15 protein-coding genes are annotated in these 15,978 nt (G+C 70.8%); 6 read left to right on the top strand and 9 right to left on the bottom strand.

The features are described from left to right. Nucleotides 1-117: 117 nt before the first annotated feature. Complete coding sequence (locus tag ABFX50_RS33840; RefSeq protein WP_346152187.1) at nt 118-582, bottom strand: hemerythrin domain-containing protein; 465 nt, start codon at nt 580-582, stop codon at nt 118-120. A gap of 453 nt (nt 583-1,035) precedes the next feature. Between ABFX50_RS33840 and ABFX50_RS33835 the strand changes: the two genes are divergently transcribed. From ABFX50_RS33835 to ABFX50_RS33825, 3 genes are all read left to right on the top strand, one after another. Next, nucleotides 1,036-1,404: a VOC family protein gene (locus tag ABFX50_RS33835; RefSeq protein WP_183661208.1), complete on the top strand. Its 369-nt coding sequence runs from the start codon at nt 1,036-1,038 to the stop codon at nt 1,402-1,404. 164 nt (nt 1,405-1,568) lie between these two features. Further along, a complete protein-coding gene (locus tag ABFX50_RS33830) occupies nt 1,569-2,114 on the top strand; it encodes a TetR/AcrR family transcriptional regulator (protein ID WP_346152184.1) in 546 nt (181 codons plus the stop codon). A 56-nt stretch (nt 2,115-2,170) separates the two neighbouring features. After that, a complete protein-coding gene (locus tag ABFX50_RS33825; RefSeq protein ID WP_346152182.1) occupies nt 2,171-3,364 on the top strand; it encodes an MFS transporter in 1,194 nt (397 codons plus the stop codon). Between the two features lie 159 nt (nt 3,365-3,523). Here the strand turns inward: ABFX50_RS33825 and ABFX50_RS33820 are convergent, their stop codons facing one another. The 3 genes from ABFX50_RS33820 to ABFX50_RS33810 all read right to left on the bottom strand — a co-directional run bounded on the left by ABFX50_RS33820 (nt 3,524) and on the right by ABFX50_RS33810 (nt 8,297). Next, on the bottom strand, nt 3,524-4,159 hold the full coding sequence (locus tag ABFX50_RS33820) for an MBL fold metallo-hydrolase (protein WP_346152181.1): 636 nt from the start codon (nt 4,157-4,159) through the stop codon (nt 3,524-3,526). Nucleotides 4,160-4,324: 165 nt separating this feature from the next. After that, a complete protein-coding gene (locus ABFX50_RS33815; protein ID WP_346152179.1) occupies nt 4,325-7,381 on the bottom strand; it encodes a WD40 repeat domain-containing protein in 3,057 nt (1,018 codons plus the stop codon). A gap of 322 nt (nt 7,382-7,703) precedes the next feature. After that, nucleotides 7,704-8,297, bottom strand: coding sequence for a TetR/AcrR family transcriptional regulator (locus ABFX50_RS33810; protein WP_346152177.1), 594 nt, complete (start codon nt 8,295-8,297; stop codon nt 7,704-7,706). A 143-nt stretch (nt 8,298-8,440) separates the two neighbouring features. Here ABFX50_RS33810 and ABFX50_RS33805 point away from each other — a divergent pair, with 143 nt between their 5' ends. Then, entirely contained in the window at nt 8,441-9,460 is a 1,020-nt protein-coding gene (locus ABFX50_RS33805) for an aldo/keto reductase (protein ID WP_346152175.1), read from the top strand. Between the two features lie 274 nt (nt 9,461-9,734). On the opposite strand, the gene ABFX50_RS33800 is transcribed toward ABFX50_RS33805, so the two are convergent. Then, the gene (locus tag ABFX50_RS33800; RefSeq protein WP_346152173.1) at nt 9,735-10,004 is read right to left on the bottom strand and encodes a helix-turn-helix domain-containing protein; all 270 of its coding nucleotides are present in this window, start codon (nt 10,002-10,004) and stop codon (nt 9,735-9,737) included. A gap of 86 nt (nt 10,005-10,090) precedes the next feature. Here ABFX50_RS33800 and map point away from each other — a divergent pair, with 86 nt between their 5' ends. Next, on the top strand, nt 10,091-10,915 hold the full coding sequence (map, locus tag ABFX50_RS33795; protein WP_346152171.1) for a type I methionyl aminopeptidase: 825 nt from the start codon (nt 10,091-10,093) through the stop codon (nt 10,913-10,915). A 70-nt stretch (nt 10,916-10,985) separates the two neighbouring features. Here the strand turns inward: map and ABFX50_RS33790 are convergent, their stop codons facing one another. After that, nucleotides 10,986-12,296 (bottom strand): MFS transporter, encoded by a 1,311-nt coding sequence (locus ABFX50_RS33790; protein WP_346152169.1) that lies wholly within the window; start codon nt 12,294-12,296, stop codon nt 10,986-10,988. 47 nt (nt 12,297-12,343) lie between these two features. On the opposite strand from ABFX50_RS33790, the gene ABFX50_RS33785 reads away from it, so the two are divergent. After that, on the top strand, nt 12,344-13,129 hold the full coding sequence (locus tag ABFX50_RS33785; RefSeq protein ID WP_346152167.1) for an SAM-dependent methyltransferase: 786 nt from the start codon (nt 12,344-12,346) through the stop codon (nt 13,127-13,129). Nucleotides 13,130-13,294: 165 nt separating this feature from the next. Here ABFX50_RS33785 and ABFX50_RS33780 read toward each other — a convergent pair whose 3' ends face one another. The 3 genes from ABFX50_RS33780 to ABFX50_RS33770 all read right to left on the bottom strand — a co-directional run bounded on the left by ABFX50_RS33780 (nt 13,295) and on the right by ABFX50_RS33770 (nt 15,975). Beyond that, nucleotides 13,295-13,693, bottom strand: coding sequence for an anti-sigma factor antagonist (locus tag ABFX50_RS33780; RefSeq protein WP_346152165.1), 399 nt, complete (start codon nt 13,691-13,693; stop codon nt 13,295-13,297). Between the two features lie 122 nt (nt 13,694-13,815). Beyond that, nucleotides 13,816-14,823 (bottom strand): NAD-dependent epimerase/dehydratase family protein, encoded by a 1,008-nt coding sequence (locus ABFX50_RS33775; RefSeq protein WP_346152163.1) that lies wholly within the window; start codon nt 14,821-14,823, stop codon nt 13,816-13,818. Nucleotides 14,824-15,003: 180 nt separating this feature from the next. After that, on the bottom strand, nt 15,004-15,975 hold the full coding sequence (locus tag ABFX50_RS33770) for a serine/threonine-protein kinase (protein ID WP_346152161.1): 972 nt from the start codon (nt 15,973-15,975) through the stop codon (nt 15,004-15,006). Nucleotides 15,976-15,978 lie beyond the last annotated feature (3 nt).

Here is a 15,978-nt window from a genome sequence, read left to right as displayed (position 1 = left end):
GGGCCAGGTGCAGATCCTCGTCGTCCACCTCGTGGACGGCGAGCGGCTCGCCCCCGGGCGGGCCGGTCAGCCGTCCGAACAACGCCGCGGTGATCGGGCCTCGCGCGGCAGGCAGGTTCATCGGTCCTCGGCCGCCTTCACCTTGCCCGCCAGCTTCCTGCGCTCGGCCTCGGTGGTGCGGGCGCGCAGCTGCGGGAACTCGTAGCGCTCCTCGCTGCGGGCGTGCGCCGTCACCGCGCCGCGCAGCAGCGCCAACCTGTCCATGAAGTCGGCGGCGTCGGTGCCGTTCTCTTCGATCTCGCCGAGCAGCCGCCTGGCCTCGTCCTCCTCGGCCAGCCGGTCGGCGACGACGCCGTCGCCGCCGTCGATCGTCGCGCGCGTCTTCGGATGCACGACCTGCTCCTCCGCGCGCTCGTGGACGGCCAGCAGCCGGGCCAGCCTCTCGAAGGCCTCGGCCCGCCGCCTGCCCGAGGACTGCTCCACCTCGTCGAACAGGTCCCTGATCAGGGCGTGCTGCGCCAGCAACAGGTCGATGACGTCGTCCTCGTCCGTCATCTCCGGCGTCATCTGCCGAGTGGCCATGAGCGATCTCCTTCCGAGTACGGCGTGCCTACCCAGGCGCCGATGGGCCACGCACGGCTTTGCCCATTCCACGCCTACGGCTCGGACAACGAGGAGGTTGCCTTGGGGATCGCCGGGTTGCGCTTTCGCTCGACCGTCCGACCCGTGCCGACGCCCGGCGGAGGCGACCGGCGGTGAGGCGACGACCCTGCCGGCGCTCCCGCGTGTGCCCCGTGTGCCCACCCGCCCCACGGCCCCACGGCCGCACGGCCGAAGTGTCGGACCGGGGGTACCGAGCCAGGCCGGGTGATACTGAACATCGACGCGGCCGACGCCCGCATCGACCCGATGCCGTCATGGGTCCGGCCGAGCCGGAGGAACGCGACGGCAGTCCGCTCGCCACCGCGATCGACCGGGGCGTGCGGCACATCCAGGTCAGCGATGAGCACCCCACGCAGCAATGGAGGAGAACTGATGTTCCGTGACACGAAGGCGTTCAGCGGGTTCTCGGTGGACGACATCGAGGCGGCCAAGGCCTTCTACGGCGACACGCTCGGAATCCGCGTGTCGGAGGAGAACGGCATGCTGACGCTGCATCTCGCGGGCGACCGCGACACGCTCGTCTACCCGAAGCCCGACCACACGCCCGCGACGTTCACCATCCTCAACTTCCCTGTCGACGACATCGACGAGGCCGTCGACCAGCTGACCGAGCGCGGGGTGCGCTTCGAGCGCTACCCGCAGATGAACCAGGACGCGAAGGGTGTCATGCGGGAGGACGGCCCGCCCATCGCCTGGTTCACCGACCCGGCGGGCAACGTGCTGTCGGTCCTCCAGGACTGAGGAGCCCCGCACAGCTGTCCTGGTCCGAGCGTGCCGCGCCGCCGCGCGGGGCGCCGAGGCGTGCTCCGGTCGCCCCCATATTGCACTGATCGATGCAAAACGGGTAACGTACTCGTATGGCGAGGCCGAGATCATTCGATGAGGACCGGGTCCTGGACACTGCGATGCGCACCTTCTGGGCGAACGGCTACGAGTCGACCTCGACCAGGGACCTGTGTGAGGCGCTCGGGCTGGACCGCAGCAGCGTGTACAACGCCTTCACCAACAAGCGCGAGCTGTTCAAGCGCGCGTTGACCCGCTACATGGCCGCCACCACCGCCGACCAGCTGCGGATCCTCGACGATCACGAGCTGCCGGCGATCGAGCGGATCCGCGCGCTGTTCGCCAAGATCCTCCAGACGGAGGCGGAGAACAGGCGCGACGGCTACGGCCTCGGCTGCCTGACCGTCAACACCACGATGGAGCTCGCCGGCCGTGACCCGGAGATCGCCCTGATGCTCGATCGCGACACCGAGTACCGAGTCGTCAACCTGAGCGCCGTCATCGGGAGCGGGCAGCGCGACGGCAGCATCGGCTCCACCCGCGATCCCGCCGAGCTCGCCAGGTTCGTCAACGCCGTGATCGCCGGGATCCGGGTGGCCGCTCAGGGTGGCGCCGCCGACGCCACCCTCGAGGCCATCGCGGCCACGGCCCTGGACGCCCTGGCCTGACCTCGGCTTTTTTCATACCCAAGTTCTACACCGATTGGTGCAGAAAGGAGTTCCCCTTGCCCAGAGCCGTCTACGTCCTGGCCATAGGCATTTTCGCCATGGTGACCAGCGAGTTCGCCGTCGGAGGCCTGATGCCCGAGATGGCACACGGACTCGGCGTGACCATCTCCCAGATCGGCTATCTGATCACCGCCTTCGCGGTGGCCATGTCGGCGGGCGGGCCGCTGATGACCGTCGCGCTGGTGCGGATACGCCCGAAGCCCGCGCTCATGGTGCTGTTCGCGATCTTTCTGGTGGGCAATGTGCTCGCCGCGCTCGCGCCGTCCTATCCGATCATGATGGTCGCGCGCGTCATCACCGGAGTCGCCTCCCAGGCGTTCTTCGGCGTCGCCATCTCGGTGGCGGTCCAGCTGAGCCGTCCAGAGGTACGCGGGCGCGCCCTCGCCGTCGTCCTGAACGGACTGATGCTCGGCACCCTGCTCGGGCTGCCGCTGTCCACGCTGATCGGCGGGCAGTTCGGCTGGCGTGCCGCCTTCTGGGCCGTCGGCGCCCTGACCGTCATCGCCGCGCTCGCCACCACGATGGGCGTTCCCGGGCTCGGGCGTGCTGACGGCGGCAACGGCGACTTCAGGCAGGAGGTGGCGGTCTTCAGGAACGGCAGGCTGTGGCTGGCGCTGTCGACCAGCACCCTCATCATCGGCGCGACCTTCGCCGCCTTCAGCTATCTCAGCCCGATCCTCACCCAGGTCACCGGGTTCTCCTCGGGGACCGTGCCCCTGCTGCTCGTCGCCTACGGCGCTGCCACCGTGATCGGGAACCACGTCGTCGGACGCCTGGCCGACAGGCACACCATCGGCGTCCTGCTGTCCGGGCTGATCCTCAACACGATCTTCCTGGCCGGTTTCGCGCTGTTCGCCCACCTCAGCGTCCCCGCGGTGATCGCCATGCTGGGCGTCGGGCTGGTCGGGGTGACCATGAACCCCGCGATGGCCGTACGCGTCCAGCGCGTCGGCAACGCGGGGCCACTGGTCAACACCGTCCACGCCTCCTTCATCACCCTCGGGGTGATCGTCGGCTCCGCGGTCGGCGGGCTGGCCATCGACGGCTTCGGGCTGCGGGCTCCCCTCTGGCTGGGCGTCGGGCTGGCCGTCCTCGGGATCGGCTCCCTCCTGCCGGAGCTCGCCCGTACCAGGGCACAGTCACCGACCGTGAGTCTCGCCGAGGAGCGCGTCGAAGCCGCCACCCGCTGACGTGCGCACCGAGCCCGACCGTCATCCACCGGCGCGAGGCACAGGCCGCGTCGCCGCCGTCCACGCTCCGAAAGACGATGAAGTGGACGGCGTGATCCACGGCGGCGGGCTGCGGGGGCGACACCACCGCGGAAACGGGCCGTGTCGCCCCCGGCCGGCTCAGAGCTCGACGCTCTCGCCGGGCTTGAGGCGGCGGATGTCGGCGCCGGAGCGCTCCGCCTCCATGGCGAGCACGCCGTCCAGGACCTGCAGGCCCCACTCGTTCATCAGACCGTCGTGGACGGCGTAGGCGCGCAGGGGGGCGGCGGTGCGCAGGTAGGCGACCAGGTCGGGAACGGTCATCCAGGGCGCCTGCCCTGCGACCAGGACCGTGGGCGCGTCCACCACCGTCAGCGCGTCCCCTGGGTGGAAGACCTCGTTGTCCACGAGGAAACCGACGTTGTCCACCGGCGCCGCATCGGGGTGGCTGAAGTGGTGCTTCTCGCCGAAGACGGTCAGGTCGAACCCGGCGGCGGTGAACGTGTCGCCTTCACCTACGACCTGCACGCGCTCGCCCAGTTCGCCGAGCCGCCGTGCCACCCCTGGACAGGTGTAGACGGTCAGGCGCGGTTCGGCCTCGACGGCCTCCCGCAACCGTCCTGGCTCGAAATGGTCGAAGTGCTCGTGCGTGATGAGCACCGCCTCGGCGCCGTCCAGGGCGTCGGGCTCCGGGGTCATGGCCCCGGGATCGATGACGAGCACCCGTCCGTCCTTCTCCAACCGCACACACGCATGACCAAGCTTTGTCAGTCGCATACGCCTCACGGTGGCCGACATCACGCAGGTCGCGCCAAGGTTCGGCTACCGGCGTAAGCCGGGCATCGGCTCCTGAACGCGACGCGGCTGCCGCATTCCGGTGCCCCCTGCACCACCCGGCCAATGGGGTGGGTGGCAGCCCCGGCACGCGACCGGGGCACCGGATCACCAGACATCGACGTCCACGCCGATCGCGATGGTCCGCAGGGCACTGAGCGCGACCCAGGCGCGCTCGTCACTGCCCATCCCGTATCTGCCGGAGTCGTTCGTCCCTGGCAGCAGGTCGAGCACGGCGCTGATGTGGCCGCACTCCGCCGCCTGCTGGGCCACCCTCGCGCACCGGCGACGCTTGGTCGCCTTGGGGAGGTTCGCGAGCCCGGCGTACTGGGCGGCCAGATCGATCAGCTGGTCGTCGGTCGGGCCGGTGGGCCTGCCCTCGGCCGCGATCCGTTCGGCCACCGGCAGGTGGTCCCGCACCGAGGCCCAGTTGATGTCACCCCACAGCCGGAGCAGTTCCGGCTGCCCGTGGACGGTGAGCGCGCGGGCCGCCGTCCAGTCGTCGAACCAGCGCACGCCGTAGGAGTGCCGCTCGTTCGGGTCGTTCGGCTCGCTGCGCTCCCCGATCAGCTCGCGCACCAGCTCGGTCTCGCCCCTCCTGAGCAGGCAGACCAGCCAGGGCACGCCGTGGTGCCGGCCCCCCGGCGTGCCCACACCCTCGTCCAGCACGACGCGGGCCTCCTGCTCCCTGCCGCACTCGGTGAGCGTCCAGACCAGCGGCAGTCGAACTGTCCAGTTCGAGCGGTCGGCGTCGGCGACCTCGCGCGCGACGGTGAACCACCGCTCGGCGCGTTCATGCTGCCCGAGGACCGCGCAGGCGCCGGCGACCGCCGCCGTGTCCGCCGCCGTGTCGGCCGCCGTGTCCGCCGCGCCGCCCATGTCCGCGAGGTCGTCGTCGGCGTAGGGGAAGACGGCGGCGGCTTCTGCCGTGAAACCGGCGGCGCCGAGCGCGAGCGCGATCCGCGCGAGGTGTCCGAGGCGTCGCCGGTGTTCCGGTATCACGAGGGCCAGTTCGCGGGCTTCGGCAGCCTCGCGCCGCCGGGCGCGGACCATCGCGAGCTGCTGGAGCGTGTCGACGGTCCACTCCGCGTGGCCGACCGAGTCCTGAACGGTCAGGTCGGCCAGCGTCCCCCGGACCACCGTGATCAGGTCGCCCACGGTGGCGGTGTCGGGTGGCGGCCACGTCCCCTTCGCCTCTGCCGTGCTGCCACGTCCCCGGAACGGCGCCAGGAGCCGGTCGGTCTCCGGCGACCCCGCCCCCACTCCCGCGTGGGCGGGGTCGGGGAAGATCTCCCTGTCGCCCCAGCGGAACGGCCAGGCGAAGCGGCGGGCGACGGACCAGCAGAGCCGATCGTCGAGATCGTCTTCCCTGCCGACCGGCGCGATGACCGTGCCGTCCTCGAACGCCACCGCCCAGGTGTCCTCGTCCAGCGCGAACGTCGGGTTGAGCCGGAGCTGGTCGCCGAGGTCGCGGCCGGTGAGGAAGAGCGGGCGAGCGGAGGCAGGGGCATGGTGGAGTGGGTGGTCGGCCATGATCTCGCCGGTGTCGGGACGGAGGAAGCGCACCGCGTGCGGACCGATCGCGATCAGCACGTCGGCGGCGGGCCATTCCAGGCCGAAGCCGTGATCATCCTGGCCGACCGTGCGCCGGACGCCGTCCAGGACGCGCAGCCGTTCCGAGCGCTCACCGAGCGACCAGATCTCGATCCGCCCCTCGGCGGTGACGCAGGCGGCCAGCTCGCCGTCCGGCGACCAGGCCCACGACCGGGCGTCCCAGCCGCGCGGGTCGGAGGCGGCCGCCTGAACGTCCAGGTCGTACCGGTGCTCGCCGGTCGTCGCGTCGACGATCCCGACGGTCCCGCCCGCCGGGGCCACCACCGCCAGGCGGCCGCCAGGCCCCCAGCACAGGACGTCGGCGCCCGGGTAGCCAGGAAGCTCCGCCGTCGGCTCACCGGTCAGCGCGTCGGTGATGACGAGCCTGCCGTCGCGTTGGCAGGCCAGGAGTCGTTCGTCCGGGCTCCACTCGGGCGCAGCCGCCTCCGGATCCTCTTCCAGGCGCAGGATCCAGGCGACCTGCCGCTTCTCCACATCGAGCGAGATCGCCGCGTACGCGTCCGCCGCCTCTCCGTAGACGCGGGAGCCGTCGCGCGACCAGAACGCCCGGCCGAGGACGAACATGGGCTCGTCGTTCCAGATCTCCTCGAACTCGTCGGGTGACGGCCCGCTGAACTCGATCGGCGCCGTTCCCTCCGGGCGGGCGTCCGGCGGCCCGGCGACCGAGCCCTCGTGCATCGCCACGACGACGTTGCGAAGCAGGTCCGACCCGCCTCCGTAGACGAACGCGCGCCTGCCCTCCGGGGCGAGGGCCATGCCCAACGGCCTGCCGGAGGCGAGGAAGAACGCGTCGGCGAGCGGCTCGTGGGCGGTGCCGAACGGGTCCCACACGCCGGTCGCGTTGGTGTTGTACTCCAGGGCGATCCGCGTGCCGTCCGCCGACCACTGGAGGCTGCGCGCGTGGCCGGGGAAGCCGATGCCGCCCATGATGCCGTCGATCGCATGGACGCAGCGGCCGGTGGCGACCTCGAAGACCTGAAGGACGCCGCCCCTGTCGTAGTCGTCGCCTGTCCGGCTTCCGACCGCGAGGTGGCGGCCGTCCGGGCTGAGCGCGTGGCCGTTCAGCTCGCCGTGGTGCACGTCGGAGTGGCGCAGCAGCGCGCCCGCCTCGCGCAGCCGGGCGGTGGCGAGGCGATGCGCGTCGGTGACGCCGTGGGCGCGCTCCAGTGCCTGGAGGGCGTCCCGCAGCGGCACGGTGTCGCGCTCCGGGGAGAACGCGGACCAGTCGGCGTTCTTGAGGAGGTCGAGGGCCTCGCCGGGGTCCATCGGCTCGCCAGGGACGCCGGTGAACGGCGGGGACGGTGGCGCGGTGCCGGGCTCCCTGCCGTCGAGCACGGCCGCCAGCGCGTCCTCGTCGTAGATCGGAACGCCGCGCACCGCCGCAGGACCCGCCTTGGCCCCCGACTTCGCCCCGGCGAAGACCAGGTCGGTCCTGGCCGTGACCGACGCGGTCACCTTCGCGCCCAACGCCTCCAGACGGCGCTTGGCCTCATCCTTCGAAAGCCGGCCGAACCGCCCGGCCAGCACGATCTGGCTGCCGTTGATCATCATGCCAAGCGACCGTAACGGACATGACCGACACTTCACCTCTTGTTCGGTGAACGCACCCCGACATCCTGCGGCGCGACGGGGGAGCGGAGTCCCACTCGAGTCCGCGCGACCAGCCTCAAGGAGCTCTCTGGCCGACAAGCTGCCCGGTGGAGACGTCGCGGGAGCGGCTGCGCGCCACGCTGCTGACCCGCTGCCGGGAGGAAAGGACCGAGCCGCCGAAACGCCAGGACCCCGTGGGGCTCCCGGCCTGCAGGCACCGTCTGCCGCCCCGGCGGCCACGCACGGCTGTCACTACATCCCGATGTCACCCTGCAGGCCGAGGTCAGTGATGTGGTCGGCCCAGCCCTGCGATGAGGAGTTCGACCATGTGGCGTGCGTCGTAGCGGGGGTCGCTGTCCGCGCCGATGCAGAGGTTGCCGACGCCGCGCATGAGCTCGTACGCATCGATGTCGGGGCGGATCTCGCCGGCGACGGTTGCGGCTTCGAGCAGTTCGGTGCAGACGGGTAGGAGGCGGTCGAGGAAGTAGGCGTGCAGCGCCTCGAAGTCGGAGTTGTCGGAGCGCAGCACGGCGGCGAGTCCGTGTTTGGTGACCAGGAAATCGACGAAGAGGTTGATCCACTGCCCTAGTGCGGCGTGCGGTGAAGGGCTGGTCGCCAGCAGGGTTGGCCCGGCCTCGGCGCAGGCGTCGACCTGGTGCCGGTAGACGGCGATGATGAGGTCCGCTCGCGTCGGGAAGTGGCGGTAGATCGTGCCCAGCCCGACGCCGGCCTTGGCCGCGATGTCGCGTACGGGGGCGTTCACGCCTGACGTGACGAAGACCGCGGCGGCCGTCTCGAGGAGGGTTTCCTGGTTACGCCGGGCGTCCTTCCTCTTGGACGCGCCCGCCTGCCCTGTGACCTCGTTTCTGTCGTTCACCGCGCCGCTCCCTCCGCCACCGCTTGCAAAAGCGGAACTGTGTTCCGTATTGTTTCGGAACGAGGTTCCGCTTTGTTCATGATGTCAGAGCAGGGGCCTGGTAGCCAAGCCATGCGCTTCACCCGCAATGAGGGGACACGGTCATGCAGTACCGCACTTTGGGTCGCACAGGTGTGCAGGTCAGCGCTCTCGCGCTCGGCGCGATGAACTTCGGAAAGATCGGGCGCACCACCCAGGACGAGGCCACCGCCATCGTCGACGCCGCCCTGGAGGCCGGGATCAACCTCATCGACACCGCCGACATGTACAGCGGCGGCCAGTCGGAAGAGATGGTCGGCAAAGCCATCGCGGGCCGCCGCGACGACATCGTGCTGGCCACGAAGGCGACCATGCCGATGAGCGACGAGCGCAACCATCAGGGCAGCTCGCGCCGCTGGCTGATCACCGCGCTGGAGGACAGCCTGCGCCGCCTCGGCATCGACTGTGTCGACCTCTATCAGATCCACCGATGGGACCCGAGCACCAGCGACGAGGAGACCCTGTCGGCCCTGACCGACCTGCAGCGCGCGGGAAAGATCCGCTACTTCGGCTCCTCGACCTTCCCCGCCTACCGCATCGTGCAGGCCCAGTGGGCCGCCCGCGAGCACCACCTGAGCCGCTACGTCACCGAACAGCCCAGCTACTCGATCCTGCAGCGAGGGATCGAGGCCCATGTCCTGCCCGTGACCCAGGAGTACGGGCTCGGCGTGCTGGCATGGAGCCCGCTGGCCTCGGGCTGGCTGTCGGGCGCGATCCGCGAGGGCCGGGCAGTCACCACCAGCCGCTCGACGTTCATGCCGCAACGCTTCGACACCACCATCCCCTCCAACCAGGCCAGGCTCGAGGCCGTCGAGCAGCTGGCCAAGGTCGCCGACGAGGCCGGCCTGACGATGATCCAGCTCGCGCTCGGCTTCGTGACAGCGCACCCCGCCGTGACCAGCGCGCTCATCGGCCCGCGCACGATGGACCACCTGCACTCGCAACTCGCCGCCGCGGACACCGCGCTCTCCGCCGACGTGCTCGACGCCATCGACGCCATCGTCGCCCCCGGCATCGACCTCGCCGCACACGAAAAGCACGACACCCCGCCCGCGCTGCTCGACCCGTCACTGCGCCGCCGCTGATGGTCCATCCACACCGTCTCCCGCACGGGGCGATCGCCATAGGGGGCGACGCGCGGCGGTCCGGGTGGTTCGCCCGGGACGTCCCGGTCCACCAGCGGCAGGCCTCGGCCAACTCGGTGTACGGGTGGCGGGCCGGCCGTCGGGCCGCGCTGGTGTCCCGTGGACCGGGCGGGTCGCGATGCTGGCTCGACCAGCGGTGGCTGGATCGACAGGCGCAGGCTGGATGAGGGCCGGCCGGTGTCCACCGGGACTTCGTGGGCGGGCGTGACAGCGGCTAGGAGACGGCTTCCAGCGGTAGGTCGTTGCCGCGCCAGATAGCTGCCAACTCCTGAATCGGCACGTTGAGCGCCTCGCCGAGGCAGACGATCGTGCCGAATCCGGGAGAGGGAAGCCGGCCGGTCTCGATCTTGCGCAGGGTTTCCGGCGAGATGCCGGCCGCGTGCGCGACTTCCTCCAGGTCGCGCCCCGCTCGCGCGTGGCGCAGCAGGGCGCCAAGACGCCTGCCGGCTTCGATCTGTTCAGGTGTGAGCGGTTGGCGGACCATGCCCCCAGGATAGGACTGGTATTACTATACCGGCAAGTGTTAAGGTGCCGGTATAACTATACCAACACCTGTGACGCGAGGTTTTCGTGATTGAACTGAAGACGCCTGCGGAGATCCAACGCATGCATGTGGCCGGGCGTTTCGTCGCCGAGGTGCTCTCCGAGGTCGGGCGGCTCGCTGACGTGGGCGTCAACCTGTTGGACCTGGAGCGCCACGTGCGCGGCATGATCAAACGGCGGGGGGCGGAGTCGTGCTACTGGGACTACGCGCCGTCTTTCGGCCGCGGCCCGTTCCGCAACGTCATCTGCCTGTCGGTCAACGACGCCGTCCTGCACGGCCTGCCCCACGACTACACACTGCGTGACGGCGACGTGCTCAGCGCGGACCTCGCGGTCAGCGTCGATGGCTGGGTGGCCGACTCGGCGCGCACGGTCGTCGTCGGGACCGCTGCCGAGGAGGACCTGCGGATCATCCGTGCCACCGAGGAGGCGTTGGAGGCGGCGATCGAGGTGGCACGTCCGGGCAACCGCCTGGGTGACATCTCGGCGGCCATCGGGTCGGTGGCCCGTGACTACGGTTACCCGGTCAACACCGAGTTCGGTGGCCACGGCATCGGCCGCACCATGCACGAGGGACCCCACGTTTCCAACACGGGCCGGGCAGGGCGTGGCCTCACGCTCCGGCCGGGGCTGACCCTCGCGCTCGAACCCTGGTTCGCGCGTACGACCGACCGGATCGTCTACGACGCCGACGGCTGGACCATCCGGTCGGCCGACGGCTCACGCACGGCCCACTCCGAGCACACGGTCGCCATCACCGAGGACGCCCCCTTGGTGCTCACCCGGCGTGAAGCGGAGAATCCAGCAACGCGGGCTGATTCCGCCAGTCGACCATCCACAAAGGACGCCTGAGTCGCCCTATCGATGCCGCCCTGATCGAACGGTCCCGCTGGCAGAACCACTGGCACGACCAGGACGGCCTCTAAGCGGCAGGCTCGCCCGCTCGGTCAGCGGCCACGACCTCGGGATGGGGGACGACGCGGCGCCGTACCACGAGCCCGAACAGGACGACCAGCAGCCCGCACGCGCCGGACAGCGCGAAGGGAGCGGCCGGCCGCCACAGGTCGTACAGCCAGCCACCGACCCCGGAGACGACGAAGATCCCGATCGCGCCGCAGAGGACCTGCACGCCGAAGGAGGAGCCGCGGTAGCGGGCCGGCACCTGCTGGGCGAGCAGCGGCCCAGCCGTGGTGATGACGCCGATCTCGCCGAGACCGATGAAGGCGGCCACCAGCATCATCCCTGGCCCGAGCGGGTCGCTGACCAGCAGGGTCGACAGATAGGCGGCAGCGGCGACGGCTTGGGCGAGGATGACGACGTGCTGCCGCTTCATCCGGTCGCCGAGCCAGCCGAACAGTGGCGCGCCCACCACGATCACCGTGTAGGCGATGCCGACGATGGCGCCGCTCTTGGCCAGGGCCTCGGTGGCCGACATGCCGCGTACGGACCTGGCGTAGTCGACGATCCACAGCGACAGGAAACTGGCCACGAGGGCCAGATCGGCCCTGGCCACGAAGGAGGCGGCGTAGGACAGCGCCACCCCCGGGTCGCGGGCCAGTCTGACGCCCTCGCCGATCAGCCGCGTCAGCGGCACCCTGGGCGTCTCGGTCACGCCCCAGCTCGGTGAAAGCGTGAAGCGCAGTGCCAGGGCGCCGACCACGACCAGCGCGGCGACGATCAGGAAGCCGGTCCTGGCGGCCGCGATGGGCTCCATTCCGCCCTTCTCCAGCATGCTGGGCAGCCTGACCAGCACCAGCACGGCGATCACCGCGCCGATTCCGCTGAAGAGCCCGAGCCAGCCGTAGGCCCTGCCTCGCGTGCGATCTCGCACGTAGTCGGCGGTGATCGCGGACATGGTGACGTGCAGAGCGGCGATGCCGAGGGCGAACAGGACCCGCAGCGCGACGAGAACGGCCGCGTTGCCGGCGAACGGGTAGAGCGCCGCCCCCGCCGCGCACAGCAGAAGCCCCGCCACCGCGACGGGTCGCCTGCCGATCCGGTCGGCAAGCGCGCCGTACCAGGTCAAGCTGAGGATCAGCGCGACCTCCGCGGCGATCTGCAGGTAGCCGGTGATCCTGCCGAGATCGCCGGAGGACAGCCCCAGAACCTCGTTGAGGATGTACGGCTGGCCGGCCGGCAGGAAGGTGATGACGGTGGTGCCGAGGAACCCCAGCCCCATGCAGGCCCACAGGTTGGTCTTGCTGATGCCGGGCGTCGCGTCCAGACCTAACATATGAACGATCATCGCAACTCCGGATGTAGATCGTCTAGGTTTGGCCCATGAGCAGTGAACGCACGGTCCCAGGTGTCAGCGCCGCGGTCCCCAACGTGGCCCGCATGTATGACTACTACCTGGGCGGCAAGGACAACTTCGAGGTGGACCGGCACGCCGCCGAAAAGGTCCTGGCCATCATCCCGGAGGTCAGGGGCGATGCCCGCAACAGCAGGGCCTTCCTGCAGCGGGCGGTCCGCCACCTGAGGCAGTCGGGCGTCGACCAGTTCCTCGACATCGGCTCGGGCCTGCCGACCGCCGGCCATGTCCACGAGGTGATCGACGGGGCCAAAATCGTCTACGTCGACAACGACCCCGTCGTCCTCACCCACTCCAGGGCTCTGCTCGGCCATTCCTCCGGCGTCACGGTCCAGGAGGGCGACCTGCGAGAGCCGGAGAAGGTCATGGCGCGGGCGGCGGAGGTGCTCGACTTCGAGCGGCCCGTCGCGCTCCTCGTGGTCTCCTTGATGCACTTCGTCACCGACGAGGAGGATCCGGCCGGCATCATCCGCCGTTACCGCGACCTGCTGCCCACCGGCGGGTACCTGGTGCTGACCCATGTCGCCCCCGACACGATGCCGCAGAAGGCCGACAAGGTCAGCTCCGTCTACCAGAACGCCTCCTCGCCGTTCACCCCCCGCCGCCGCGACGTGTTCGAGGGCTTCCTGGAGGGCTTCGAGCTCCTCGAGCCCGGCATCGTCAACACCCGCGACTGGCGTCCCGACGCGACCACCGACAGGTCGCTCGTCAAGGGCGACTATCACCTGTGCGCGGTGGGCGCCAAACGGCCATGACACTGCCTCCCGCCTCTGGCGTCAGTCCCCGCGATCAGCCGCAGGGAAGGGGAAGACGTCAACGGACAGCGGCGGGGAGCGGACGATCGTCATGACCGGTGGCGCAGGCCGTCGCGGCGGCTGGGCTGCCACCAGGGCCGGCGGGCGGGTACTGCCCCGCCCGGCTCAGATGTCGGGCGTCGGCGGTGGAGGGGTGAAGGCGCTCTCCGCTTCGGCAAGGGTCGGGTAGTGGGGGAGGATGCGGTCGAGGCCCGTGCGGACCAGAAGGTTCCTGAGTCTCTCCTGCGCTCCGACCAGGGCGATCTGTCCACCCGTCTGCTGCACCTGGTTGTAGGCGCCGATCATGGCGCCAAGGCCGGAGGAGTCGCAGAAGGTCAGTCCCGACAGATCAAGGATCAGACGCTTCCTGCCGGGCTCGGCAAAGACCTGATCGAGCTCCTGGCGCAGCCATGACGCTGTGACCATGTCGAGCTCGCCCTGGAGCGCGACCGTCACGCCTGCCACGGAGGGCAGAACCAAGATCACCAGGGTGGGCTGGCCTGACCCGGAGGGATCGGGATTCATCAGGACCGCCTTCCCTGGTCCACGTTCTTCCTGCGCTCTGTAGAACGATGCCAGATCCGCCCGTACGGCGGAAATCCTCCCGGGCGCCTGCCTTCTTCCTCAGGTTGCTTTCGCACGCGTGGTCAGGAGCGCGTTCCCCCCGGTTCGGGAACCAGGGAGAGCAATTCGCGTTCGCGCTGTGCGCTGAGGCCGGCACGTCTTTCCCGGTCCAGGCCCTGCTCGCGTTCCCAGGCCAGCGTGTCGGCCAGCATCTCCGCCCTGGGCCGATGACGCAGCCCCGCGGCGCGCCCCGCGGAGCCGCTCCTGGCCGACCACCCCTCCCAGCCCGGCTCGACCAGCCACATCGGCAGCGACTCGGGCCCCATGTACTCGGCCACGCCGTTCGCGAGCAGCCATGCCGACTCGGCGGTGACCACAGGACCGGTGTGCCCGCCGACGGCGCGCGACAGCTCGATCCACTCTCCGAACGGAACGACAGGACCGACGGCGTCGTAGGTGCCGACGCTCCCCTTCTCCGCGGCGTCGAGCAGCCATGCGGCGAGGTCGCGCACGTCGACCGCCTGTGTCGGCCTGGCGGGAGTGTCGGGGACCAGCATCGGCCCTCGAGTGTCGCGGGCGGCGCGGGCCACCCAGTAGCCGGAGCGTCCGCTGGTGTCGCCGGGGCCGCCGATGAGGCCGGCGCGCGCGATGAGAAGGCGGTCGCCCACGGAGGCGGTCGAGGCCTGCTCGCAGGCGACCTTCGCCTCGCCGTACAACGCGCGGTCGGCCTCGTCCTGGCCGGTCGGAGCGAGCAGGGCCGCGGACTCGTCCGCGTCCGGCGCGTCATGGGAGGCGTAGGCGTTGATGGAGGAGACATAGACCCAGTGCCCGGCCCTGCCGCCGAGCGCGTCGAGCGCCCCGCGCACGAAGCCCGGCTGCCAGGACACCTCGAGGACCGCATCCCACTCGCGGTCGAGCAGCGGTTCGTACGCCGAAGGATCGCGCCGGTCGGCGGCCACCAGCCTCGCTCCGTCCACGACCTCTCCGCTCTCGCCGCGAGCAAGGCACGTCACCCGATGGCCGCGCTCGATCGCCTGCCGCGACAGCTCCCTGCCCACCCACGCTGTTCCGCCCAGAACCAAGATCTCCATCCCGCCACCCAAGCACCGCGCACATCGAGAGCCCAGACGTCTTCGCCGACAGCGGACCCGGTTCGCCCACGGCGTACCGAGGTCGTCGCCCGGTCCCGCGGCCCGCACCGTGACCGGCCGGCCCACCGGCCGCGCCCCGCCTCTCCGGCGGGACATGTCAGGGCGAACGAGGCCCGTCGCTCAGGCGGCGGAGGTCCCCTGCGACGGTCGCCCTCTGGCCTGTACGGCTCGCGCCACCGCCAGCCCCGCGGTCGCCAGGGCCCACACCGCGCTCGTCAGCCGCCCGAGCGCCTCCGTGGTGAACGCGCCGCTCCGCGGATGGGCGAGACCCGCCTCGGACAGCAGGCCGGTGACGCCCGCGACCAGCAGCAGCAGGCCGCTCAGCACCGCGAGGAAGGCGACGACCCGGCTCCAGCGCGACAGCAGCAGGCCGGTGACGAGAAGGATCAGGGCGGTCAGCAGCGTGGCCGCCGACACGAGCGTCATGAGGTCGGCGCGTAAGGAGTCCTCGAGCCGCTCCCGCGTGCCGAGCGGCAGCGACGGGAGCGCGAAGGCCACCACGAGCGGGACATGGACCAGGCCGAGGAGGGCCGCAGGCCAGGATGCCCGGCCGAGCGCCACACACAGGAGCCCCGCCACGACCGCGAACGCGATCGCTCTGGGCAGGTCCACCTGGAACGGCTCCGCCATGGCCAAGTCCATGGACGCCAGGGCGAAGTACACGCTGTAGTACAGCAGCGGAAGCCCGGCCAGGAGCGCCAGCCCTCCCGCCACCAGCCCGGCCGTGCCCGTGGCCACCCGCCTCGGGTCCCCCGGGAGGCCCGGAGGGTGGCCCTGGTGCCGGAAGGAGGCGGGATGAGGGTTCGGCGGGGCCACCTTCGTCGGGTGGTGCGAAGGGGCCGCGATCGTGAGACGGTCGCCCTCGGGAAAGCGGCTGGTGGCCGGTCGCGCGGGGGCGGCCCCCGTCAGGGCCGGCAGGAGGGCCGTGGCGGTCGGACGCGCCGCCGGATCCTTGGCCAGGCAGGATCGCAGCAGCGGGCGCAGCTCGTCCGGCACGCCCGACAGGTCCGGCTCGGTGGTCAGGATGGCGTGCATGAGCGCCGGCATCGTGTCGCCGCGGAAGGCGTAGCGCCCCGTCGCCGCGTAGATCATGGC

Source organism: Nonomuraea recticatena (genome assembly GCF_039533245.1).
Taxonomy (GTDB): domain Bacteria; phylum Actinomycetota; class Actinomycetes; order Streptosporangiales; family Streptosporangiaceae; genus Nonomuraea; species Nonomuraea roseola.
Note: the sequence above shows the minus strand (reverse complement) of the source record. Positions and strands in the feature narration are given on the sequence as shown.